We start from the raw sequence: 24,931 nt of genomic DNA on the forward strand, positions 1-24,931 counted from the left end.
CTTCAGTCTGAGCCCTCCTTGACGGAGGGCACTCACCATTCATTCAGTTTCTTTCGGTTCATCCTTATCGGCATGTCTAGCCTTCAATACATCAAGCACTGCTTGGAAAGGCAACTCCTGCTCCTGAAGAAGAACGAATAAGTGATAGAGGAGATCGGCACTTTCCATCGAAAGTTCCTCTGCATCGCGGTTCTTAGCAGCAATGATCACTTCTGCCGCTTCTTCACCGACTTTTTTCAGGATCTTATCAACGCCTTTATCGAATAGGTAGGTAGTATATGAACCATCAGGCATTTCCGATTTTCTTTTTTCAATCAATTTTTCCAATTCCGTCAAGAAAGTCACATTCGCCTTCACGTCTTGTCCGGCTTCACTGTTTTGGTAAATCGTTTCGCTAAAACAGCTTATTGCCCCTGTATGGCACGCAGGACCTGCAGGAACTACCCGAACGACCAATGCATCTTGATCGCAGTCATACTTCATTTCGATGATTTTCTGGGTATTACCGCTGGTTGCTCCTTTATGCCATAATTCATTGCGCGAACGGCTGAAGAAAACCGTTTCACCTTTTTCAATCGACAATTGCAGTGATTCTTGATTCATATAAGCAAGTGTCAGCACTTCGCCGGTTCCTGCATCTTGAATAATTGCCGGTATCAGGCCTTTTTCATCGTATTTAATAGTTTCAAGATTCATCGTACAACCACTCCTTGTTGTTTGAGAAACGCTTTGACTTCTTTGACGGATGTTTCTTTATAATGAAAAATCGATGCGGCTAATGCTGCGTCGGCTTTACCTTCTTGGAAGGCTTCCTGGAAATGCTCAGCGTTGCCAGCCCCGCCTGAGGCGATGACCGGCACCGAAACGGCTTCAGATACCGCTTTTGTCAAAGCGATATTAAACCCTTGTTTCTCACCGTCACAATCCATGCTTGTCAATAGTATTTCACCTGCACCGCGGATTACGGCTTCCTTCGCCCACTCGATCACTTCCCATTCAGTCGGTTTGCGGCCGCCGTGAGTATATACGCGCCATGACCCAAGCTCTTCTTCATATCGGGCGTCTATGGCGACCACGATACATTGGGAACCAAAATAATCAGCACCTTCATTAATTAAATCAGGGCGCAGAATGGCTGCTGTATTTAATGAAACCTTATCGGCACCAGCTCGGAGGATCTTCTTCATATCCGCTAATGAATTAATGCCGCCACCCACCGTGAACGGGATTGCCAAGCTGCCCGCTACCGCTTGAACGACGTCGACAATCGTTTCCCTGCCTTCATGTGATGCGGAAATATCCAGGAATACAAGCTCATCGGCACCTTCTTTGTCGTAAAAGGCTGCAAGTTCGACCGGGTCTCCTGCATCCCTAAGGGAAACAAATTGTATCCCTTTGACTACGCGCCCATCCTTTACATCGAGACATGGAATAATTCGTTTAGTAAGCATTTAACCACGCACCTTTTCTAGTGCTTCTTCTACAGTAAAGCGATTGGTATAAATTGCCTTTCCAATGATTGCCCCTGCAATGCCTTGGGCTTCATGCTCTTTGAGGGTGATAAGGTCTTCGAGTGAACTAATGCCGCCCGAAGCAATCACGTTTTTACCGGTTGCCTCTGCCATGGCCAATATACCTTTCACATTCGGACCTGAAAGCATGCCATCCGTCGCGATATCAGTCACGATAAATGTCTCTGCACCAGCATCGGCCAGTAATTTACCAAGATCTATCGCAAGGGTCCCAGACGTTTGAAGCCAACCATGAGTGGCAACCCTGCCATCCTTCGCATCGATCCCGATTGCGATATGGCTTCCATATTTCCTAATCATATCTTTAGTGAAATCAGGGTCTGAAACGGCCGTGCTGCCTAGGATGACACGTTCCACACCATTATCCAGGTAATGGGCTATATCCTGTTCCGTACGGATGCCGCCGCCGATTTGAATGCGGGCCCCTAACTCACTTGCAGCTTTGATTACGTATGAATCATTGATGCGCACTCCCTCTTTAGCTCCGTCAAGGTCGACCATATGTATCCAATCGGCTCCTTGGTCCGCAAAGCTTTTTGCCATATCGAAGGGGGAATCGCCATAAACGGTTTCCTGATTGTAATCTCCCTGGATTAAGCGGACGCATTTGCCTCCACGCATATCAATCGCCGGGTAAATAGTAAAGTTGCTCATGCTTCTTCCTTCCCTTCCACTAATGACAGATAATTTTTTAACAGTGACATGCCCATCTTCCCGCTTTTTTCCGGATGGAACTGCATGCCGAACACATTCCCTTTACCGACGATCGCAGGCACTTCCACATCATACCTTGCCGAAGCAGTGACGAATGATTCATCGGTATCGACGTAGTAGGAATGGACGAAATAAACATGCTCCTCTTCCAGCCCCTCATTCACTGGTGATGCGTGTTTGAATTCAAGACGATTCCAGCCCATGTGCGGGACTTTATAAACCTGGTCATTCGCATCCAAACCCTTAAAACGAACGACTTTTCCCGGGATGAGGGATAATCCTTTAGCCGGTCCATTTTCCTCACTTTCATCAAAGAGAAGCTGCATACCAAGGCAGATCCCTAATAGATAACCTCCATCGGCTACATATTCCCTCAGGAATTCATCCAGCTTTTGTTTTTCCAAGAGACTCATGGCATCCCTGAAAGAGCCAACGCCGGGAAGTATGATTCCTTTCGACTTTGAAAGTTCTTTTGGGTCATCGGAAATGAATGAATCGGCACCAAGGCGCTCAAGCCCTTTACTTACAGAAAATAAATTCCCCATGCCATAATCGACGATTCCGATCATTTTTACAACATTCCTTTCGTCGAAGGGATGCCTTTGACACGTGGATCGATGGTCGTAGCTTCATCCAATGCACGTCCCAGCGCTTTGAATATTGCTTCGATCATATGATGTGTGTTGTGACCGTAATGAACGACTACATGCAGGTTCATCCTGGCTTCAAGAGCGAATTTCCAAAGAAACTCGTGCACGAGTTCAGTATCGAAAGTACCGACCTTTTGCGAAGGAAACTCAGCCCGGAACTCTAGATGCGGACGATTGCTTAAATCGATGACAACCTGGGCGAGTGCTTCATCCATGGGTACGAAAGCATTTCCGTAACGCTTTATCCCGCGCTTGTCTCCAAGGGCCTCCAATAACGTCTGACCTAAGCAAATGCCAATATCTTCAGTTGTATGGTGATCATCGACGTCGGTATCTCCGTTTGCATCTACGGTCAAATCAAACTTCCCGTGTTTCGTGAACAAATCAAGCATATGCGTCATAAACGGAACGCCCGTCTTAATGGAGGAATTACCTTCCCCATCCACACCAAACTTCAAACTTATTTCCGTTTCATTCGTCTTTCGCTCCACACTAGCAAAACGTTCCATTACAACTCCTCCTCAACGGGGTAAAACCCCTTATCTCAAGATGTAAAAGCATGTCAAAAGTCTTTATATCAATGACTTCACGTATTTTAATATTTCAGGACTATTTCCCGTATTCATTCACACCACGTGATTCAATGGCACGGGCGTGTGCCTCAAGTCCTTCCATTCGGGCAAATGCTGCGATTTTTTCTGCATTTTTGCGGAAGGCCGTTTCACTATACATGATGATGCTTGATTTCTTTTGGAAATCATCCACATTAAGCGGACTGGAAAAACGGGCGGTTCCATTGGTAGGCAGCACATGATTGGGGCCTGCAAAGTAATCCCCGACGGGCTCCGAACTAAAGCGGCCAATGAAGATTGCCCCGGCATGCCGAATTTTAGCCATGATTTCAAGTGCATCATTGGCCACAATTTCCAAATGTTCCGGTGCGAGTTCATTAATCGCTTCAACAGCTTCCGCCATATTCCCGCATACAACGATTCTTCCATAATCCCTTATGGATGCTGCAGCAATATCATGGCGTGGAAGTAACGCCACCTGCTTGGTCACTTCTGCGGCAACTTCTTCTGCAAGAGACGTTGACGTCGTGACCAAAACACTGCAAGCACGGGCATCATGCTCCGCCTGTGACAGCAAGTCAGCCGCAACTTCTGCAGCGATGGCCGTTTCGTCCGCCAATATCGCTATTTCACTTGGACCTGCTATCATATCAATGGCGACATCTCCGAATACTTCCCGCTTCGCTAACGCCACATATATATTTCCCGGACCCACTATTTTATCCACTTTCTTAATCGTTTCCGTCCCATAAGCTAGAGCAGCTATTGCCTGTGCCCCGCCAACTTTATAGATTTCCTTAACTCCGGCAATTTTGGCAGCTGCCAAAACCGCTGGCGATAATTTTCCATCCTTCCCTGGCGGAGACACCATAACGATCCTTTCCACCCCCGCGGCCTTCGCAGGCAACGCATTCATCAGTACTGACGAAGGATAGGCCGCTGTGCCCCCAGGTACATATACACCTACAGCATCAAGAGGTGTTAATTTTTGTCCTAGCATCGTTCCCGTATCATCAGTCGTAAACCATGAATTTCGAATTTGTTTCTCGTGAAACATTCGAATATTATTCGCGGCTTCTTGTATAATATCAAGCTGCTCAGCTGTTAAGGATGCTGTCGCTTCTTCCATTTCCTGTTCCGATACAAGTAATTCCCCTGCACTGACACCATCGAAACGTTCGGTATAGGCATGTAAAGCGGCGTTTCCGCTTTTCCTGACATCATAAATAATATCCTGAACCGCTTTTCTTTGATCGGCAGTACCTGCATCAACCGAGCGTTTCAGTGAAATCCCTTCAGCAAACCGTTCTATTTTCATACCTTCACCTCATTAGCTATTCTTTACTATTCAATGATTTCTGCTAGCCGTTCCACGATTTCGGTAATCCTTGCTTCTTTAATTCGATAGCTTACAGGGTTTGCCACCAGCCTCGAAGTCACATTGGCGATTTTCGCATATTCCACAAGACCGTTTTCCTTCAATGTCCTCCCCGTAGAAACGATATCGACGATTCGTTCAGCCAAACCAATTAACGGCGCTAACTCAATAGACCCATTCAATTTTATAATCTCGACTTGCTCCCCCTGCTCGCGAAAATAACTGGAGGCAACATTCGGATATTTACTGGCTATTTTAGGGGCGATGTCACTTATTTTCGTACCAGGCAGTCCAGCTACAGCTAAATAGCATTCACTGATTTTCAAATCAAGTAACTCATAGACATCACGTTCTTCCTCTAACATGACATCCTTCCCTGCAATTCCAATGTCAGCGACGCCGTGCTCCACATAGGTTACGACATCCATCGGTTTAGCTAAAATGAACCGCAGATTTTCCTCTTCCACTTCAAGGATCAATTTCCGGGAATCATCAAACTCGGGAGGGAGACGAAAACCGGCCCTTCTTAATAGCTCTGCCGCTTCTTCAAAGATTCTTCCTTTCGGCATGGCAATCGTTAAAAAGCTATTATTCATCTTTTCCATACCCCCCATTCCCTACGAATAAATGAACTTCAGAAAATGTCCGTGTAAAGGCATCGACATTTTGGACGACCGTAATATCTTGAATCGTTACCAATTTTCCTTCGGAGCGTTTAATTCTTGCAAATTCAATGGCTTCCAATCTTCGTTCGGGACTGTATAAAATACATTCTGGCGCGACAGGCTGTATCGGCTCCCCAAGAGCTTCTGCAAGACGATCCACCCGGATTGCAAAACCTGTGGCCGAAGCATTCCAGCCGAACTTCTCAAGCAGATTATCATACCGGCCGCCATTGCCGATTGGCGAACCGACTTGTCCGGCATACACTTCAAATAAAGTTCCTGTGTAATAGCTCATATGACTGACCAATGTTAAGTCAAAGCTCACATATTGTTCCACATCAAATTCTTTCAGCTGCGCAGACAATTCCTTCAGTTCAGCCAAAGAATCCTGCCCTTTATTATTTTCAACCAACCCCAGCGCCTTTATCAGGGTCCCTTCACTGCCCCTTAATGAGGTAAATTCGATAAGCCGTTGTTTATCAATGGATGAAAGCGACAGTGATTTAACATGCTCGCGATAACCAACATAATTCTTTTCATACAAAAACTTCCTTAATATAGAGGCTCTTTCCTCCGTACCAAGAATGCTCAAGAAAAATTCTTGCAGAAATCCAATATGCCCAATGGAAATTTTAAATTCCTGAAGCCCGGCAGCCTTTAAAGCATCCGCAAGCAGGGCAATCATTTCAGCATCGGCACTTATAGACTTATTTCCGATGCACTCAATACCAATCTGTTCGAATTCTGCCGGCCTGCCTCCTTCACGCTGCTGTGCCCGGTAAACATTCGCGGAATAGGCAAGGCGAAGCGGAATTTGCTGTTTTAACAGTTTGGATGCTGCCACCCTTGCAATGGGTGCTGTCATCTCGGGACGGAGTACGAGCGTATGCCCCTGGGCATCAAGAAGTTTAAACAACTGTTGATCCAATATTGCCGAAGCCTCGCCAATTGTTTCATAATATTCCAAAGCAGGCGTTTCAATAAATTGATAGCCCCACTTCTTGATTTCATCACTCATTTTATTTCTGGCCGACACTTTCGTTTCATACAGCACCGGCAATGTATCTCTCATGCCTAACGGTTTTTCAAACATAAATGGCTTTGTCACGACTGCACATCCTTTTGAATTGATTACTATCTATATCCAATCGGTCCGCCTGTAGGCAAAAACCGATGCATCCATTCCTTATTTTGTTTATCCCTTTTATCTTTCCAAGGTTTCACGCTTAAATCCAAATTTCGGATAACATATAAAAATAGTATCAAATAAAATGACATAATCATATAAATACTCACAATAATCTATCAAATCACTTTAGTTCGCTAATATGGTAGCAGGTTGAAGTTATTAATAGTTTACCCCTGCCCCCACCTTACGTCAAGGAAAATATGCCTAATTCCATTACTTCAAACCACAGCTGTCTTTAATGTTCTTCATGATCGATTTATGTCCAAACGCAAGGAGTCATACCTTTTTACCCAGATGATTCTTCCTATCTTTAACCATTCATTGTTATTAATGTATACCTTTTGGTTTAGCTGTTTTATAATATTTTAGGAATTTGTCAATATTATATAATTTTAGGGGGAAATGGTAATGAAGCAATATTTTTCGTTTTTTGTGGCACTTATCGTTCTTTTTTCACTGGGTTTAAGCGGAACAAAGGGTTTTGCGTCAACAAAGATCAACCAGGGTGAGCTTAATGCATACCTTTCTGAAGTTAGAATGACACAAGAAGAATTGGAAGAGTATTTATCCTATTACGACTTAACATTGAATGAACTGGAATCAGTAGAAGAGTTGCGTGATACATTAGGACCGGCCGTCACTCCTGAGACCTTACAGAATCTACTTAAACAATATGATATGACAGAAGCAGAACTTACGGAATTATTAATAGAATACGGCGAACTGGAAGAGGGAGATTCCATCATCGACACCTTTCATTTCATTTACGACATTGAGGATATCATCGATTTAGAACTGGATTATGATGAGGAAGAGATGGAATATGATGAAGAAATAATCGATTTAATGGATGGCCTATTTACTGAGATCGGCCTTACAGACGAAGAGCTCGACAGATTCATGAACCATCTTTTTCCTATCGTCGAAGACCCTTCTTTTGAAGCTCGTTTAATGGCGATCTCCGATAGGATGGATCAACTCGAGCATTTTGAAACAATTGATGAATTGTCTGCAGAACAAGTGGCTGAATTGCTTTCTATATATAATGATCTTCAAAGCTTGCTGCAAATTCAATTCAAATTCGCCTTAATTCAGGATGGTGTCACGACAAACCTATCCCTTGAGGCTTTATTCCAGCTTAAGGAATTGACGAATGCTAGTTTACTAGTTTCCATTTATGATTCAAACGGCAATTTTTTGCTCGATTTTAAATTGACAGGTGAAATGATCGGTTCCGATTTAGTGAAAGAAACCGGTAATGACATTAAACAGTCCACCGAGGCCATTTCTAAAGTGGTTGAGGTAAAAAAAGAAAAGAAGAAACCTGCAAAATCTACAAAACCTGCACATAAAACGGAAAAAGGCGGAGTGCTTCCTAAAACGGCTGGTCATTACTTATTCGGTGCTTTAATCGGTTTAGTGATGATGGGCATCGCTTTCGGATTAATAAGAAAAGCGAGACTCGCTAATTAAGATGAGCAAAAATAGGCAATCCAGGCATAAGAAAAAATGGTTACTTGTCACTGCTGTTTGCTTTTTAACCTTAGGCTTTTATTTTACAACGACAAACGCCTATACACTGTTAAAAGGCTATGCCCTGTATAAATGGAATGAATCTGACACAACGGAAGCAACGGCTAAGCTCCCCGAACCGAAGGCGAAGGCAAATATTCCCGATGGGCTTGAACTATATGAAGAACGACCGGAAACAGGTGATTTGATGGGGGAGCTTTATATTCCAAAAATTGAGGCAACACTCCCAATTTATCACGGAACGGACGAAGATGAACTCGAAAAGGGCGTCGGTCATTTTGCGGGGTCCGTCCTTCCCGGTGAAAAGGATAATTCCGTTTTATCCGGTCACCGAGATACAATTTTCAGAGATCTAGGTGAAGTCGGCGAGGGCGACTTGCTGATTGCCAAGACAGAAGCCGGTTCGTTTACATATAAAGTGAGGAAGGTTCGTATCGTCGATGCAGATGACCGTACCGTGATCGTTCCCAAGCCTAAAGCCACACTTACAGTAACAACCTGCTATCCTTTTTCATATATTGGTAGTGCACCGGAACGGTACGTATTGGTTGCCGATTTATTGAAATCGGAAATAGTTAAATGAGATATGGGGCTGAAGTTGTTCAGCCCCCTCTTCATAAATCTTTAATAGATGATAGGAGGACAAGCTAAATATGGATAAACAGGCACAGGAAAGGTTTTTTCGTGTTTTAAAAGAAACGTATGAAGCGACGGTGAACCAGGAATATATATCAATCAACGAAGTCATGGAGCATCTAAAGAATGAACTGACTCCGTTATACCCAAAATGCCATTAAAAAGACCTGCCGCATATATGGGCAAGTCCTTTTTTTCACAAGGAAGTTTGCTGCTCCCTTTCAAGCATTTCTTCTTTGGTATATATGATTTTCATTGGATTTCCCCCGACGAAAGCTCCCTCTGGAACATCCTTATGGACAAGCGTACCTGCAGAGACAATCGCCCCATTTCCGATTGAAACTCCTGGAAGAATGGTCGAATTGGCTCCAATCAATACTTCATCCCCAATGACTACATCTCCTAAACGATATTCCTGAATCAAATATTCATGAGCAAGAATCGTCGTATTATAGCCAATGACAGTATTTCTTCCAACTGATATTTTTTCCGGAAACATCACATCGGGCATGACCATCAAGGCAAACGAAGTATGCTTACCGACTTTCATATGTAAAAAAGTCCTGTACAGCCAATTCTTCATGCCCAGAAAAGGCGTATAACGCGCTAGCTGTATCACCACAAAATTCTTGACGACTTTCCAGAATGGAACGGTCTTATATACATGCCATAGTGAATTAGCCCCTTCAACTGGATAGCGGGACGTGCGTCTCATTTTCTAGCCTCCGTGAGCTTTTCAACCTCAACTATATTCAATAAATCCGCCATCTGCTCAAGCATATAATCAGGGTGATAGCTTTCCAGGAATTCACGGCCTTTAATGGACCATGAGACCCCTGCCGTTTTTGTACCTGTGTTCTTACCGCCCAGAATATCATGATAACTGTCTCCAATCATGATCGCTTCTTCAGGAACCGAACCGAGTTGATTTAAAGCTTTTACCAAAGGCTCTGGATCCGGCTTTGCTTTTTCCACCTCATCCAGTGTGACCACCACATCAAAGAATTGATCCAGTTTGCTTAAACGCAGGCCCTTTTCGACGACATCACGCTTCTTTGTCGTAACGACTGCCAATTTATAACCGCTTTGCTTCAACGTTTGAACGGTTTCGAACACACCGTCAAATTGTGTGACAAGCAAATCATGGTTCCTCCAATTATGCTCCCGATAGTATGCAATCATTTCATCCACACGTTTTGGATCAATGGAAGAAAACGTATCGACCAAAGTCGGTCCGATAAATGGAATGATATCTTCCCGATTGAACTTTCCAGGACAAAAGTGGTTTAAAGTTTCTGTAAAAGAGGCGATGATCAATTCATTTGTATTGATCAACGTACCATCAAGATCAAATAATAATGTAGTTATGTTACTGTTCATATACAGCTTCCTTTCTCTGTACCCTATCAGTCCGATTCCATATATACGCAACGGCCATCGTTAAAACAATGGCAGTGAGTAGCCGAATAAGTAACAGCGGCAAGACCGGAATCCCCAGCGGAATAAAAATCAGTGTGTCTTCTACAACAGCATGGCAGGCAACTAAAAAGATGAATGCAATTGTCATATCCTTCTTCGAAACATTATCCTCTTTAGCCGCTTGAATCATAACGCCTGCGCCATATGCCAAACCGAGAGTCAGGCCTGTAACGAAAGGCATGGAAGCATTCGGCTTCATCCCCAGGACCTTCATGAAGGGTGCAAGGGCTTTCGAGAAGGCTTCCAGCCACTTTAAATCTTTCATGATTTGAACCGCCACCATGAGCGGAATAACGATGACCGCCAGCTGGCCAATTCCTGAAAGGGCCTGGATGACCCCATGTAATAGGATTGCACCCGCTCCGTTAATCTCTGCAGCCTCCCCGATAGCTACTCCTTGGGCCATTTCAGATCCGCCCTGCCAAACAAGATTGATGACGACCGCGGACAAAAGCGCAAGCCCGATCCGTACTGTCAGGATGACCCACAGCTTGACACCGGTTTTCATCGCCACACCTGACTCGATCAATAAATTATGTGAAAAAGATAGCATCATAGCGATGATAAAAACTTCTTTCACAGTCAAATCAAGCGTTAATATGCCAGCGATCGCTGCGTATAAATTCAGGAAATTCCCTAATACAAGCGGAATTGCAGCATCCCCTGGAAGACCGATGAGATTCATCAAAGGCGCTATCAAGTTGATGATGAATGGCAATACAGGCGTATATTGAAGCACAGTGACGATCAGAGTAACCGGAAATATCACTTTCCCCAAAGACCAGGTTGTATTCAAGCCTGAAAGAAGTCCCTTTTTAACCGAATCTACTATCACTATGCCCTCTCCCTTTTCACATATTACCTATGCATCTAAATATCTTTTGTCTGCATGCCCGCGGACCCTTCTATAGACCACCAAAGCGATGGCTGCAGCTACCAATACAATCGAGATCACTTGTGCGATACGCAGTGAATCCGTCAGCATCAAACTGTCCGTCCGCAATCCTTCAATGTAATAACGTCCGATGGAATACCATATTACATAGGTTAAAAACAGTTCCCCCCTGCGCAAGTTCACTTTCCGTAAACTTAAGAGAATAATGACACCGACGATATTCCAAATCGATTCATACAAAAAGGTTGGGTGATAATACGTACCGTTTATGTACATTTGATTAATGATGAATTCAGGCAAATGCATATTTTCCAGGAATGACCTTGTTATTTCTCCCCCATGCGCTTCCTGATTCATGAAATTACCCCAACGGCCAATCGCCTGCCCCAACAATAAGCTCGGTGCAGCAATATCCGCAAGCTTCCAAAATGACACTTTCTTGACCTTGGCAAACACGATTGCAGTCAGTACCGACCCGATCAACGCACCATGTATGGCAATTCCGCCATTCCATATTTTTATGATATCTCCCGGGTTTTGTGAATAGTACTCCCATTGGAAGATCACATAATAAATACGGGCACTAATGATCGCGATTGGGACAGCAAACAAAATCATGTCAGTAAAAATTTCCTTATCAAGACCTCTTCGCTCAGATTCCCTTAAAGCGATAATAAGACCCAATAACACACCGAAACCGATGATTAGTCCATACCAATGTACCTGGATGGGACCTAGATCTATCGCTATTGGATTCAGTGGCTGTATTCCTTGTTCCATTTTGTCCCCTCTTTTCTTATAACCTTTTAAAATTCATCATGTTCCGGATCTGCAATTGCATGGTTCAAGCGATCTGAAAACTGTTCCGCTGCATTTACTCCCATTCGCTTCAGGCGGTAATTCATGGCTGCCACTTCAATGATGACAGCTAAATTTCGCCCTGGACGGACAGGTACGGTAATTTTCGTCACTTCCGTATCGATGATTTTCATTTTTTCTTCATCAAGGCCCACCCGGTCATACTGCTTGTTTTTTTCCCATAGTTCCAGATTGATGACGATTGAGATCTTTTTATTGCTGCGGACTGCGCCAGCTCCAAAAAGTGTCATTACATTAATGATTCCCAATCCTCTTATTTCTAGAAGATGTTCGATTAAATCCGGGGCATTCCCGACCAGCGTATCTTGGTCTTCCTGCCTGATTTCGACGCAGTCATCGGCTACGAGACGATGACCCCGTTTCACTAATTCCAGGGCTGTCTCACTTTTACCGACGCCGCTTTTCCCGGTGATCAACACACCTAACCCATAGATATCCACCAATACACCATGAACAGCAGTAGTTGGTGCCAACCTGCTTTCTAGGAAATTGGTCAGACGGCTGTATAACCTTGTTGTCTTCATATTAGATCTCATCACAGGAACGGATTCCCGCTCAGAAGCTTCGATCAATTCTATCGGCACTTCCTGACCACGCGTAATGATGATGCCTGGAGTAAAGTCCCTGCATAACTCTTCCATCCTCTGTACTCGATCCGGTTCATTCAGCCGATTAAAAAAGGACATCTCCGTCATACCTAAAAGCTGTACTCGATCTGCGGGATAATAATCAAAAAAACCGGCTATTTCAAGTCCGGGACGAGATAAATCACTCGTGACGATTGGTCTGTTAATTCCTTCTTCCCCACTGATAAGTTCTAGACCGAACGCTTCTACTATATCCTTTGTACGGACTTTTGCCATATATCTTTCCTCCTTTAGGAGCGATGCTATTTTTTGAGATACTTTTTCTATTTTAGCATTTTTCTGTTAATAACCAAACAAAGCATTATCGATTTATTGTTTTTTTATTCACTCCACCCGGATTGGCCGCGTGAACAGGAAGAGATGAGTGGAACATACATGAATCCTTACATCAAAATAAAGAAAGCCCGCCAATTTATATTGGCAGGCTTTCTTTGCAGACAAAAGGGATCAGAAACGTATCTTTCATCAAATGATGTTCCCGAACCAATTCCAAAGCAACTCCTTAGGTATGGTTCCGATACAAATTGGATGTTGATTTCCGCTAAAGAAACTCGCTTTCCGCGGGCGGTCGTGGAGCCTCCTCGGCTTGCGCCTGCGTGCTCCCCTAGACGCGCTTTTCCCCCAGGAGTCTCGTACCTTCCTCTCCAATCAACCTGTTATTAAATTTAGAGAACAAGCCATAAAAAAACTGCAGGCAAACTCGTTTTCCATCGAGTTTGCCTACAGTTTGAGCCTCCAGTGGTATTGACGGGCTTTCCCTTTCTTCAGGAAACCGTTATCGCTGCAGTCTTGGTTTCTGCAAAAACATGAAGCACAGGAACCTCTTCTTTAACCGTCTTAAACTTAAGGACCTTCTGAACCACATCACTTTTCTCTTCGATGATTGTCATCCCTTCCAAAGTTACATTAAAGCTTCCTAAATTTGATTTCAATTCTCCTTCGATCGCCTTACCTGGCGGCAGGGTCAGCTGGACTTTTCCAGTGACTGACTTAGCATGGATCGAATCGCAATCCATCCCTGAATTCGTACAGATGATTTCCCCATTGAACGTTTGGACATCCAATTTCTTGAAGTATCCATCAGCATTAATAGCTCCATTCAGGGTCTCGGCTTCCAAGTCATTAAAGTTGGTATCTGAAATGGTGATCATCCCATTACCTGTTTCAAGCTCACAGAAATCACCCGTACCCTGCATGATATGAATGGCACCATTCGCCGTTTTCGCTTTAAGCTTCTCTGATTTCAGTGATTCAGTCGTGATTGCACCATTGAACATCCTTACATGGATGTCCTCATATTCCTTTCTTGGAATGTACATGATCGTATCAACCTTTATGGATTTTTCACGGACCTTGAACTTCAATTTTCCATTTTCTATCGTGAAATCGACTTCTTCCAAAAAGTTTTTCCTGGCTTCTTCTATTTCTTCCACACGGTATACCTTAGCTTGGCATTCAACCCGGACATCATTATGGTCCCATGCGGCGATTTTTATTTTCCCATTTGCTATATCTACATCAACCTCATCCAGGAAATCATGATCATGCTGGAAAATATGACTGACCTCCACAGATTTCCCGAAATTGAAATCAAGATCCGTTTCTTTGATTTTCTTAAAAGCACTTTCAACGAAATCAATAATCTTTTCTTTCGATGACTGGATATTCTTTTTAAACGTATCCTGAGTGCTTCCTTCGCTTTTCTTATCCACGACTACCGTCGATAATTCGTTTTGCAATTTCTGCTCTTTTGCTTCACTTTCCTGACTGGCTTTTTCTAATTCTTCCAAAAGGCCCATGGCTTCTTCCGCTGATAACTTTCCATCCTGAATCATTTCTAAAATCTTCTTTCTTTCCTCCTGCATGAACATTCCTCGCTTTCTTCTATCATTTTATTCATACATACGCCTAGATATCTAAAAAGTTTCATAAATACCGTTTTTCCCATCATTCGACAAAGGAAAATGACAATTTCCGAAAAAGAAGATGTATGATTTCCCCGGAAATATCTTGTTTTCCTATTCTTTAATCAAATGATTGATTAAATGCACACCGTCATTTTTCTACAAAAAAACAAGCCTGATGGCTTGTTCCAGACTATAGACAAATTCGAAGAAAACGAGTTTGCCTGCAGTTTTTTTATGACTTTTACAACTTGGACGTTGATTTCCGATCCAGGGACTCGCTTTCCGCGGGCGGTCGTGGAGCCTCCTCGGCTTGCGCCTGAGGGGTCTCCACTAGACGCGCTTTTCCCGCAGGAGTCTCGCACCTTCCTCTACAATCAACTTCGTTATAAAAAATTAAGATAGAAACCCATTAATAAGGAATTGAAGGTGTTGCTTTGGGTCAGTTGGTTCGGGACATCCATTTGATGAAAGATATGTTTTCCGAACCCCCTTTAGTGGACAAACTGAAACAAGCCGAACGCCTTCTTTTAAGCATGTTCATGCTCCGTTTCTTTTTCTTCAATCCAATTTTCCATGCGGATTTGATCACGGGTAAGTACAGGTTTTAAGTATTTTCCCGTGTACGATTCGGAAACTTCACATATTTTTTCAGGTGTTCCATAAGTGACGATCGTACCGCCCTTTTCTCCGCCTTCCGGTCCCAGGTCAATAATATGGTCCGCCGTCTTGATGACATCCAGATTATGCTCGATCACCAAAACGGTATCCCCATTGTCAACCAGCCGCTGCAGAACCTGGAGCAGCCTTGCTATATCGTGGACATGTAGACCGGTAGTTGGTTCATCCAAGATATAGAAGGAGCGCCCAGTGGATCGGCGATGCAATTCAGAAGCAAGTTTCACCCTTTGCGCTTCACCGCCTGATAAAGTGGTGGCAGGCTGTCCAAGCTTGATATAACCCAATCCAACGTCATAAATCGTTTGTAGCTTCCGTTTGATTTTTGGGATATTTTCAAAGAAACTAACGCCTTCCTCAACTGTCATATCGAGAATGTCGGATATGTTTTTCCCTTTATATTTCACTTCTAGAGTTTCCCGGTTATAACGTTTACCATGACAGATTTCACATGGAACATAGACATCTGGGAGAAAATGCATTTCAATCTTGATAATGCCATCACCACGGCATGCTTCACAGCGGCCGCCCTTCACATTGAAACTGAACCTTCCTTTTTTATAACCGCGGATCTTCGCTTCATTAGTCGAGGCAAACACGTCACGAACATCATCGAATACACCCGTATAGGTAGCTGGATTCGATCGTGGAGTTCTGCCGATCGGTGATTGGTCAATATCAATGACTTTATCTAAATGCTCAATTCCCTTGATTTCACGGAAATCGCCTGGTCTGGCTTTTGCCCGATTCAGCTTTTGAGCCAATGACTTATGGAGGATCTCATTCACCAATGTACTTTTCCCTGATCCCGAGACTCCTGTTACGGCTGTAAAGACCCCAAGCGGGAATTTCACATTAACGTTTTTCAAATTATTTTCCTTGGCACCTTTTATCTCAATGACACGGCCATCATTTTTCCGGCGTTCCAATGGCAATGGAATGAATTTCTTCCCTGCTAAATATTGCCCCGTTAAGGATTTAGGATTATTCATGACCTCTTCCGGAGTTCCAGCGGCCACTATTTCCCCTCCATGCGCTCCTGCTCCAGGACCAACATCGATCAAATAATCCGCAGCAATCATCGTATCTTCATCGTGCTCGACAACAATGAGGGTGTTGCCGATTTCGCGCATATTCTTCAATGTTTCGATCAATCGATCGTTATCCCTCTGATGCAGCCCTATTGAAGGTTCATCCAAAATATATAGGACTCCGGTCAATCGGGAACCGATCTGCGTTGCCAATCTTATACGCTGCGCTTCACCGCCTGATAATGTTCCCGCTGCCCTGCTCAACGTCAAATATTCCAAACCTACATTAGCCAGGAAACCGAGCCGCTCACGAATTTCACGTAAAATCAATCTCGCAATTGCAGCTTCTTTTTCAGTCAAATCAAGCTCATCGAAAAATACTAACGCATCCTCCACTGATAAAGCTGTCGTTTCACTTATATGGACCCCTTGAATGAGCACGGAAAGACTCTCTTTTTTCAATCGATGACCCTTACAGGTTGGACAGTGATGTTCTGACATGTATTTCTGCATTTGCTCACGAATAAAGTCAGAACTCGTCTCCTTGAAGCGCCTTTCGATGTTTCTTAAAACTCCTTCAAAAGGAATATATCCTTCTTGCACTCTTCCAAAATCATTTTTATAACGGAAATATATCTTATCTTTACCTGAACCAAGCAAGACCTTATCCATCTTCTCTTCCGGTAAATCTTTAACGGGCACATCCATATCTATCCCATAATGGTTGGCCACCGCTTCAAGGAGCTGAGGATAATATTGAGAACTCGTCGGCTCCCATGGCGCAATTGCATGTTGACGGAGACTTAATTCGTTATTCGGGATGACCAGATCACGGTCCACCTCAAGCCTTGCCCCCAAGCCATCACAATCCGGGCAGGCCCCAAACGGGCTATTGAAGGAAAACATTCTAGGCTCTAACTCTTCAATCGAAAATCCGCAGTATGGACAAGCATGATGTTCACTGAACAGCAGCTCTTCCTCACCCATGACGTCAATGATGACTTTGCCTTCGCCAAGCTGCAAAGCACTTTCCAATGAATCTGCAAGCCTGGCCATGATACCCTCTTTAATGACGATCCGGTCTATGATGACTTCAATCGAATGTTTTTTATTTTTTTCGAGAGTAATCTCATCGCTGAGGTCATGCATTTCCCCGTTCACACGAATGCGGACATATCCTTGTTTCTTAACTTCCTCCAAAACTTTCGCATGTGTACCTTTTCTGCCTGAGACAAGCGGTGCCAATACCTGAAGCTTGGTTCGTTCAGGGTAATCAAGAATGCGGTCCACCATTTGCTCAATCGTTTGTGAGGTGATTTCAATATTATGGATTGGACAGGTCGGCCTGCCGACCCGTGCAAATAACAGCCTTAAATAATCATAGATCTCCGTAACAGTCCCTACGGTTGAACGAGGATTTCGACTGGTCGTTTTCTGGTCTATGGAAATGGCTGGTGACAAACCTTCAATCGCATCGACATCCGGTTTATCCACTTGGCCCAAGAATTGACGAGCATAAGCGGACAGTGATTCTACATAACGTCTTTGCCCTTCTGCATAAATCGTATCAAAAGCCAAGGAAGACTTTCCAGATCCGGATAATCCGGTCAGCACAACAAGTTTGTCTCTCGGTATCGTGATATCAATATTCTTTAAATTGTTGGCCCTGGCGCCTTTTATCACAATTTTATCCATTGCCATGTTTCGTCACCCTTCCGCTTTTAACTCTAGTAATAAATCACGCAGCTCGGCAGCTCGCTCGAAGTCCAGTGCCTTTGCCGCTTCCTTCATTTCTTTTTCCATGCTTGCCATCACTTTTAAACGCTCTTTTTTAGGAAGCTTCGCGAGGCTTGGTGCAAGGTCTTCCTTATACTCTTCGCCTTCTTCGGCTACATGAGTCGCCCTTATGGAGTCGCGGATATCCTTTTGAATGGTTTGAGGCATTATTCCATGCTCTTTATTATAATTTTCCTGGATTTCACGGCGCCGCCTCGTTTCATTGATGGCAAGTTCCATCGAATTCGTGATGCGGTCTGCATACATGATGACGTGGCCGTTGGAATTACGGGCTGCACGGCCCATCGTTTGAATAAGCGAACGTTCCGAGCGAAGGAACCCTTCTTTATCTGCATCCAGAATGGTCACTAACGACACTTCCGGAATATCGAGGCCTTCCCTTAAAAGATTGATTCCAACAAGAACATCATATTTGCCCATTCGAAGTTCCCGGATGATTTCTATCCTTTCCAAGGTCTTCACTTCCGAATGAAGATATTGAACCTTGATGCCGATTTCCTTTAAATAATCAGTTAAATCCTCAGACATCTTTTTCGTCAAGGTCGTTATGAGCACACGCTCGTTCTTTTTGACGCGCTCCTGTATTTCACCGATCAAGTCATCTATTTGCCCTTCAATCGGCCGCACTTCCACCGTCGGATCCAGCAATCCGGTAGGACGGATGATCTGCTGAACCATTTCCGGCGTATGTTCGAGTTCATATGGTCCCGGAGTTGCCGAAACGAATATGGATTGATGGACCTTTTTTTCAAATTCCTCAAATCTTAGCGGGCGGTTGTCTTTCGCAGACGGCAGACGGAAGCCATGATCGACGAGCACTTGCTTACGCGCCTGATCTCCATTGAACATTCCGCGGATTTGCGAGAGGGTTACGTGTGATTCATCCACGACCAATAGGAAATCCTCTGGAAAGTAATCCATTAAAGTGTATGGTGTCGCACCTGAGGGACGAAGCGTCAAATGGCGGGAATAGTTCTCGATCCCTGAACAAAAGCCCATTTCCCGCATCATTTCCAGATCATAACGGGTCCGCTGCTCCAAGCGCTGCGCTTCAAGGAGTTTTTCATCTTCCCTTAATTCCTTCAATCGCTCTTCCAGTTCCGTTTCGATATTTTGAATGGCTATCCGCATTTTCTCTTCGCGGGTTACGAAGTGGGAAGCCGGGAAAATGGCGATATGATCTCGTTCACCGGTAATTTCGCCAGTCAGGGCATCGACTTCACGAATACGGTCAATCTCATCCCCGAAAAACTCGACCCGTACGCAATGTTCATCACGTGAGGCGGGGAAAATTTCGACCACGTCGCCGCGAACGCGGAAGGTCCCCCGTTGGAAAGCAATATCATTACGTTCATATTGAATATCCACGAGTCTGTGCAGCAAGGCATTCCGGTCTATCTCCATGCCTGTTCGGAGGGAAACAACCATCTCCCGGTACTCTTCAGGAGAACCAAGTCCATATATGCATGAAACACTGGCAATGATGATGACATCTTTCCTTTCGAACAAAGACGAGGTTGCCGAGTGACGCAGTTTATCGATTTCATCATTGATGCTTGCATCTTTTTCGATGAATGTATCCGTGGATGGAACATAAGCCTCTGGCTGGTAGTAATCATAATAGCTAACGAAGTACTCAACGGCATTATTAGGGAAGAACTCTTTGAACTCACTGTAAAGCTGCCCTGCCAACGTTTTATTGTGGGCAATGACAAGAGTCGGTTTATTGATTCTTTGAATCACATTGGAAACGGTGAACGTTTTCCCTGTCCCCGTTGCCCCCAATAACGTCTGCATTTCCTTGCCTTCCTTAATCCCTTCGACCAGCATTTCAATTGCTGCCGGCTGATCTCCTTGAGGAGAGTATTTTGAGACTAACTCAAACTTATCCTTCACCAAGCATAGCCTCCTATTGAAATATTTTTATATGAAAACGGGACATGCCTATATCCCTTCTATTTATTCCGGTTTGATAAAGCATATATACACATTCTACCACAATAGCCTTAAAACAAACCAGCAATAAGCGAACATCCATTCTATTTTTGTTTTATGGACTTCATGATGTGATGAGGGGGATGACAAGATTGGGTACAAAAAAAGCACCTTTTGTGTCAGGCGCTCTTGGATGTACGTTTCATCATTCTTTTTGATAACCAAAATCCCACTGTAAGGGATAAGGCATCGACGATGATCAATAAGTTTGTATGCGTATAACCTTTATATGCGGAAGCTGTAATCAAGGCAACAGTTAAAACAAGGCCCACGACATTGTTATAGGTGACTCTTGAAAATAGCATGACAAGTAGACAAGGAAGGAAAAGGGCAGAAAGAATTTTAATCATTTTTTCATCTCCTTTATAAGAGAAAAATAGAGTAGTTTCAGTTTAAATGATTATCAAGTTTTTTGCCAATCAATTTCCCACTTGGTTTTCAAGGCATCATCAGAACAACAATCCACACATCCATCAATTATGCCCATTAAAAAAAAGAGGCAAACCCCTTTAAAGGGAAGTTTGCCTCTTTTTTAGTCCAATCAATATGGATCCGCTTCATGTCCTTTACTAACGGCGTCCTCAGGGTTATCCGTCCCACCAAGTGGTTTTGAAGATTCCGTATGTTCAGAAGCCGAGGCCAGTCCCTCTTTCAATCTGCGGCCATACTCTTCATCGGCCTCTTCGGCAAGTGCTATCATTTTTTCCTGAATGCGCTTGTCAGCAGGAGCCAATGCCGCCACTAAATTGGAAATTAAATCGTCCTTTTCCCAATCCTCGAATTCACGGAATGTTTCACCGGCCTGTTTCGTATTGTTTTGGCGATCGATTGTCTCACGAACAAGTTTCCCTTCCACCATAGGTGTATACTCCTTGCCCGTCTGCTTGGCTTCTTTCAAGCCGCCGACAGTTGATGGTTCGTAGTTGATGTGGGGGCTTTGGCTGCCTCTGCCAACTTCATATTGCATCTGTCCGCCAGTCTGATTCGTGGCTGTTCGTTTCTTCGGAGCATTGATCGGCAATTGAAGATAATTCGCTCCAACACGGTGACGTTGTGTATCGGAATAAGAGAATGTACGTCCCTGTAACATCTTGTCATCAGAAAAGTCCAGTCCATCCACTAGGACACCTGTGCCGAATGCAACCTGTTCGACTTCAGTGAAATAGTCTTCAGGGTTTTTATTCAATACCATCGTTCCGACATGCAGCCAAGGGAACTCATCTTTCGGCCAGATCTTCGTATCATCCAGCGGATCAAAATCCAACTCAGGGTGATCATCATCACTCATGATCTGTACGTTGAGATCCCATTCAGGATAGTCCCCGCGTTCGATCGCTTCATATAGATCCTGTGTGGCATGATTGAAATTCGTAGCTTGAATTTCATTTGCCTCTTGTTGTGTCAGGTTCTTGATCCCTTGTTTCGGTTCCCAATGATACTTGACAAGCACTGCTTTCCCTTCCTCATTCACCCATTTATAAGTATTGACCCCTGACCCCTGCATCATGCGGTAGTTAGCTGGTATGCCCCATGGGGAAAACACAAAGGTAACCATATGGAATGTTTCAGGCGAACTCGCGCAAAAATCAAAAATCCTCCTGCCGTCCTGAATATTCGTGACCGGATCCGGTTTGAAGGCATGAATCAAATCCGGGAATTTCATGGCATCACGGATGAAGAAAATTTTCAAGTTATTGCCTACAAGATCCCAGTTGCCATCTTCCGTATAAAATTTAACGGCAAATCCCCTGGGATCACGTAATGTTTCCGGGGACGTCCCTCCATGAATAACAGATGAGAATCTCACGAATACCGGGGTTTTTTTACCTTCTTCCTGAAAAACCTTCGCTCTCGTATATTTTGAAATAGGCTCGTCCCCCGCTTTACCGGTCGGAACGAAATAACCATGTGCACCTGCACCACGGGCATGCACGACCCGTTCAGGAATGCGCTCCCTATCGAAGTGGCTGATTTTTTCCAGGAAATCATAGTTCTCAAGTGTACTAGGACCCCTGTTCCCTACAGTTCTAATACTCTGGTTATTCGTTACCGGGTGCCCTTGCCTGTTCGTTAATGTTTCTTTCGATTCATCATTTATTTTTTTAGATTTATCAGACAAAAAAATCCCTCCTCTGTTAATAAAATCCACAATACTACTATACATTCCCCTATTCCCTATATTTCACTCCTCAATCTTGGAATTTAATTGAAATTAGTTAAAAAGTACTTTTCCCCCATGTATCGATGAGCATATTTCTGGCCAATAACAACTGGTCTGAATCATATAATGATAAGAAAGCTTTGAAGCATTTAGTAGAAAAGTGGAGTGAGCATACCCATTTTTGTATATGTCAACAGCACACCATTATAATGAGCTAAGGATAAAAAATTCAAAAAGCGGGGTGCCTTCATTGGACGAATCAATATTAGGAAGACTTGGCAGGATGATGACGGGAAAAGTCAATCATTGGGTTGTCATTGCTGTATGGATAATTGCAGCAATCGGATTAACCATCACATTGCCTGCCGTTAATGATCGAACAGCAAATAATGCCGCTGACTTGCCTGAAGACTCACCTTCCGTCGTAGCTGATGAACTTATTAAAGAAGAGTTTCCAAATTCCTCTGGAATACCTGCCCTGCTTACATGGCATCGGGAAGGTGGACTGACAGAGGCCGACTTGGCCGAAATCCAGTACCTTTCCAAGAAACTGACAGATAGCCCATTGACACAGCAATCTTTTTTACCGCCGCTTCATGAAATTCCATTGCCTGCTCTTCAAGGATCGGTTTCAGAAGATGGAACGACTTTCGTACAGCCGCTTTTCTTTAAAGAAAAGACCGAGACTGAAATTCTTGAAAAAAATCTTGAAAGCATTAATGAAACAGTATCGGAACGCATTGGATCGGACCCATTCAAGGTCCCGACAGATTCAGACGAATTATCACTTCGAGTGACAGGCCCTGTAGGGATATCCGTCGATGCAACGGGATTATTTTCGGGTGCTGATTTCAAATTGCTATTAGCGACAGTAATACTTGTACTTGTCGTATTATTACTCATTTACCGTTCCCCGCTTTTAGCCATCATTCCTTTAATCGGAGTAGGCTTCGCCTATATTGTCACAAGCCCGATCCTTGGATTCATGGCTGATCACGGTTGGATTACAGTCGATTCACAGGCCATTTCGATCATGACCGTATTATTATTCGGTGCCGGAACGGATTATTGTCTATTTTTAATTTCGCACTACAGAAGTGAATTAAGAAATCATGAAAGCAAACGGAAAGCCATGATCGCCGCATTTAAAGATTCATCAGGCGCCATTGCGATGAGCGGCCTTACAATCGTCATCTCGCTGCTAACATTGCTTGTAGCGAAATACGGAGCCTACCACCGTTTCGCTGTACCATTCAGCTTGTCCATTTTAATCATGATGCTGGCAGCTTTAACACTTGTACCGGCATTGCTTTCTGTATTCGGAAGGGCTTCCTTCTACCCAATCGTTCCGCGTACACCAGAAATGGAAGAAACACGGGCCAAGAAAAAGGGAAAAGCCGTCAAAAAGCATAAAGAAGGCCGCATCGGTAACTGGATTGGTCATATCGTCACAACCAAGCCATGGACCGTCATTCTTACATGCTTGATCATCTTCAGTGTATTAGCTGGATATTCTTCACAAATAAAATATTCATATGATATTCTCTCTTCCTTTCCTGAAGATATGAACTCCCGTGAAGGCTATTCTGTCATTTCCGACTCGTACTCACCGGGTGAACTGGCACCAGCCACAGTGGTTGTCGACACGGATGGTGAAGATATCGATTTAGCGCCGGCATTAGAAGGGATGAATATTGTTGAAAGTGTGGCCGATCCAGTCACAAGTAAATCCAATGAAGATTTGCAATCCTATGAGGTCAAATTCAACATCAACCCATATGATATCGAGGCAATTGATTCCATTCCGGAAATCCGCACAATTGCGGAGAAAGAATTGAAGGCCGCCAATATATCTTCCGTCGAAGATAAGGTTTGGATTGGCGGGCAAACTGCGACGCAATTCGATAAAAGGGATACCGTAAAAGCCGATGAATTCATGATCATCCCGATCATCATCGTCCTGATTTCCTTGCTTCTTTTAGCCTACTTGCGATCTGTGACAGCCATGGTGTATTTAATGGGGACAGTGATTCTCTCATTCTTTGCAGCTATGGGCTTAGGTTGGATAATCCTCCACTATTTCATGGGTGTCGATGCCATAGAGGGGACGATTCCACTTTATTCTTTCGTATTCCTTGTTGCACTTGGAGAAGACTATAACATTTTCATGGTTTCAAGCATTTGGCGAAAGAAAGAAACGATGCCAATCAAGCAGGCCATCAGAAAAGGCGTTGCCGAAACTAGCGGTGTCATCACTTCCGCCGGAATAATCTTGGCAGCCACTTTTTCCGTTCTAGCCACACTTCCGATCCAAGTATTGGTTCAATTCGGGCTCATTACTGCTCTTGGTGTGTTAATGGACACATTCATTGTGCGCCCGTTCCTTGTTCCAGCGATCACCGCCCTGCTTGACCGCCGTGCCTTTTGGCCAAGTAAAGTGACCGATCAAGAAGAGAAAGAACATGCCAATTAATAAAGGTAGTAAGCTTTACTTTTCTTCATAATTAAAAACCCTGTGCCTAAATGCACAGGGTTTTTCATGTTTTCAAAATTAAGGAAAACTTTCAGTTGACACTATTGCTTCCACCTCTTATAA

General features: G+C 43.9%; 22 protein-coding genes. 4 read left to right on the plus strand and 18 right to left on the minus strand.

The window, feature by feature from the left end; genetic code table 11:
• Positions 1-39: 39 nt before the first annotated feature.
• The 8 genes from hisIE to ACIQZD_RS15645 all read right to left on the minus strand — a co-directional run bounded on the left by hisIE (position 40) and on the right by ACIQZD_RS15645 (position 6,619).
• Positions 40-696, minus strand: a complete 657-nt coding sequence (gene hisIE / locus ACIQZD_RS15610) for a bifunctional phosphoribosyl-AMP cyclohydrolase/phosphoribosyl-ATP diphosphatase HisIE (RefSeq protein WP_402904306.1) — start codon at positions 694-696, stop codon at positions 40-42.
• The gene (gene hisF, locus ACIQZD_RS15615) at positions 693-1,451 is read right to left on the minus strand and encodes an imidazole glycerol phosphate synthase subunit HisF (protein WP_402904309.1); all 759 of its coding nucleotides are present in this window, start codon (positions 1,449-1,451) and stop codon (positions 693-695) included. Before hisF ends, hisIE begins: the two co-directional genes overlap by 4 nt.
• On the minus strand, positions 1,452-2,186 hold the full coding sequence (gene hisA / locus ACIQZD_RS15620) for a 1-(5-phosphoribosyl)-5-[(5-phosphoribosylamino)methylideneamino]imidazole-4-carboxamide isomerase (RefSeq protein WP_402904312.1): 735 nt from the start codon (positions 2,184-2,186) through the stop codon (positions 1,452-1,454).
• Positions 2,183-2,815 carry an imidazole glycerol phosphate synthase subunit HisH gene (gene hisH / locus ACIQZD_RS15625; RefSeq protein ID WP_402904315.1) on the minus strand — a complete coding sequence of 211 codons (633 nt, stop codon included), beginning with the start codon at positions 2,813-2,815 and terminating at the stop codon, positions 2,183-2,185. The genes hisA and hisH overlap by 4 nt, the downstream gene beginning before the upstream one ends.
• Before the next feature lie 2 nt (positions 2,816-2,817).
• The gene (hisB, locus tag ACIQZD_RS15630; protein WP_063233950.1) at positions 2,818-3,405 is read right to left on the minus strand and encodes an imidazoleglycerol-phosphate dehydratase HisB; all 588 of its coding nucleotides are present in this window, start codon (positions 3,403-3,405) and stop codon (positions 2,818-2,820) included.
• 100 nt (positions 3,406-3,505) lie between these two features.
• Positions 3,506-4,786 carry a histidinol dehydrogenase gene (gene hisD, locus ACIQZD_RS15635; RefSeq protein WP_402904318.1) on the minus strand — a complete coding sequence of 427 codons (1,281 nt, stop codon included), beginning with the start codon at positions 4,784-4,786 and terminating at the stop codon, positions 3,506-3,508.
• Positions 4,787-4,812: 26 nt separating this feature from the next.
• Positions 4,813-5,442 carry an ATP phosphoribosyltransferase gene (gene hisG / locus ACIQZD_RS15640; RefSeq protein WP_402904321.1) on the minus strand — a complete coding sequence of 210 codons (630 nt, stop codon included), beginning with the start codon at positions 5,440-5,442 and terminating at the stop codon, positions 4,813-4,815.
• Positions 5,435-6,619: an ATP phosphoribosyltransferase regulatory subunit gene (locus ACIQZD_RS15645; protein WP_402904324.1), complete on the minus strand. Its 1,185-nt coding sequence runs from the start codon at positions 6,617-6,619 to the stop codon at positions 5,435-5,437. The genes hisG and ACIQZD_RS15645 overlap by 8 nt, the downstream gene beginning before the upstream one ends.
• 489 nt (positions 6,620-7,108) lie before the next feature.
• Here ACIQZD_RS15645 and ACIQZD_RS15650 point away from each other — a divergent pair, with 489 nt between their 5' ends.
• The 3 genes from ACIQZD_RS15650 (at position 7,109) to ACIQZD_RS15660 (ending at position 9,030) form a co-directional block, all read left to right on the plus strand.
• On the plus strand, positions 7,109-8,173 hold the full coding sequence (locus ACIQZD_RS15650; protein ID WP_402904327.1) for a processed acidic surface protein: 1,065 nt from the start codon (positions 7,109-7,111) through the stop codon (positions 8,171-8,173).
• Between the two features lies 1 nt (position 8,174).
• Positions 8,175-8,816, plus strand: a complete 642-nt coding sequence (locus ACIQZD_RS15655; RefSeq protein WP_402904331.1) for a class D sortase — start codon at positions 8,175-8,177, stop codon at positions 8,814-8,816.
• A gap of 70 nt (positions 8,817-8,886) precedes the next feature.
• Complete coding sequence (locus ACIQZD_RS15660) at positions 8,887-9,030, plus strand: hypothetical protein (protein WP_230176162.1); 144 nt, start codon at positions 8,887-8,889, stop codon at positions 9,028-9,030.
• Between the two features lie 35 nt (positions 9,031-9,065).
• Here ACIQZD_RS15660 and ACIQZD_RS15665 read toward each other — a convergent pair whose 3' ends face one another.
• The 10 genes from ACIQZD_RS15665 to ACIQZD_RS15710 all read right to left on the minus strand — a co-directional run bounded on the left by ACIQZD_RS15665 (position 9,066) and on the right by ACIQZD_RS15710 (position 22,338).
• The gene (locus ACIQZD_RS15665) at positions 9,066-9,584 is read right to left on the minus strand and encodes an acyltransferase (RefSeq protein WP_402904335.1); all 519 of its coding nucleotides are present in this window, start codon (positions 9,582-9,584) and stop codon (positions 9,066-9,068) included.
• Positions 9,581-10,249 carry a pyrophosphatase PpaX gene (gene ppaX, locus ACIQZD_RS15670; protein ID WP_101223733.1) on the minus strand — a complete coding sequence of 223 codons (669 nt, stop codon included), beginning with the start codon at positions 10,247-10,249 and terminating at the stop codon, positions 9,581-9,583. The genes ACIQZD_RS15665 and ppaX overlap by 4 nt, the downstream gene beginning before the upstream one ends.
• Positions 10,239-11,183, minus strand: a complete 945-nt coding sequence (locus tag ACIQZD_RS15675) for a nucleoside recognition domain-containing protein (RefSeq protein WP_402904339.1) — start codon at positions 11,181-11,183, stop codon at positions 10,239-10,241. The genes ppaX and ACIQZD_RS15675 overlap by 11 nt, the downstream gene beginning before the upstream one ends.
• Positions 11,184-11,210: 27 nt before the next feature.
• Complete coding sequence (gene lgt, locus ACIQZD_RS15680) at positions 11,211-12,023, minus strand: prolipoprotein diacylglyceryl transferase (protein WP_402904342.1); 813 nt, start codon at positions 12,021-12,023, stop codon at positions 11,211-11,213.
• A 26-nt stretch (positions 12,024-12,049) separates the two neighbouring features.
• On the minus strand, positions 12,050-12,985 hold the full coding sequence (gene hprK, locus ACIQZD_RS15685; RefSeq protein WP_137016681.1) for an HPr(Ser) kinase/phosphatase: 936 nt from the start codon (positions 12,983-12,985) through the stop codon (positions 12,050-12,052).
• A gap of 548 nt (positions 12,986-13,533) precedes the next feature.
• Positions 13,534-14,634, minus strand: a complete 1,101-nt coding sequence (locus tag ACIQZD_RS15690) for a DUF4097 family beta strand repeat-containing protein (RefSeq protein ID WP_402904345.1) — start codon at positions 14,632-14,634, stop codon at positions 13,534-13,536.
• A 569-nt stretch (positions 14,635-15,203) separates the two neighbouring features.
• A complete protein-coding gene (gene uvrA / locus ACIQZD_RS15695) occupies positions 15,204-18,083 on the minus strand; it encodes an excinuclease ABC subunit UvrA (protein ID WP_402904348.1) in 2,880 nt (959 codons plus the stop codon).
• A 6-nt stretch (positions 18,084-18,089) separates the two neighbouring features.
• Complete coding sequence (gene uvrB, locus ACIQZD_RS15700; RefSeq protein ID WP_402904351.1) at positions 18,090-20,075, minus strand: excinuclease ABC subunit UvrB; 1,986 nt, start codon at positions 20,073-20,075, stop codon at positions 18,090-18,092.
• A 218-nt stretch (positions 20,076-20,293) separates the two neighbouring features.
• Positions 20,294-20,524: a CsbA family protein gene (locus ACIQZD_RS15705; protein WP_034309928.1), complete on the minus strand. Its 231-nt coding sequence runs from the start codon at positions 20,522-20,524 to the stop codon at positions 20,294-20,296.
• 191 nt (positions 20,525-20,715) lie between these two features.
• Positions 20,716-22,338 (minus strand): catalase, encoded by a 1,623-nt coding sequence (locus ACIQZD_RS15710; RefSeq protein ID WP_402904355.1) that lies wholly within the window; start codon positions 22,336-22,338, stop codon positions 20,716-20,718.
• 247 nt (positions 22,339-22,585) lie between these two features.
• Here ACIQZD_RS15710 and ACIQZD_RS15715 point away from each other — a divergent pair, with 247 nt between their 5' ends.
• Positions 22,586-24,808: an MMPL family transporter gene (locus ACIQZD_RS15715; protein WP_402904360.1), complete on the plus strand. Its 2,223-nt coding sequence runs from the start codon at positions 22,586-22,588 to the stop codon at positions 24,806-24,808.
• Positions 24,809-24,931 lie beyond the last annotated feature (123 nt).

The sequence above is a fragment of the Peribacillus sp. NPDC096447 genome, assembly GCF_044762725.1.
Lineage (GTDB): Bacteria > Bacillota > Bacilli > Bacillales > DSM-1321 > Peribacillus.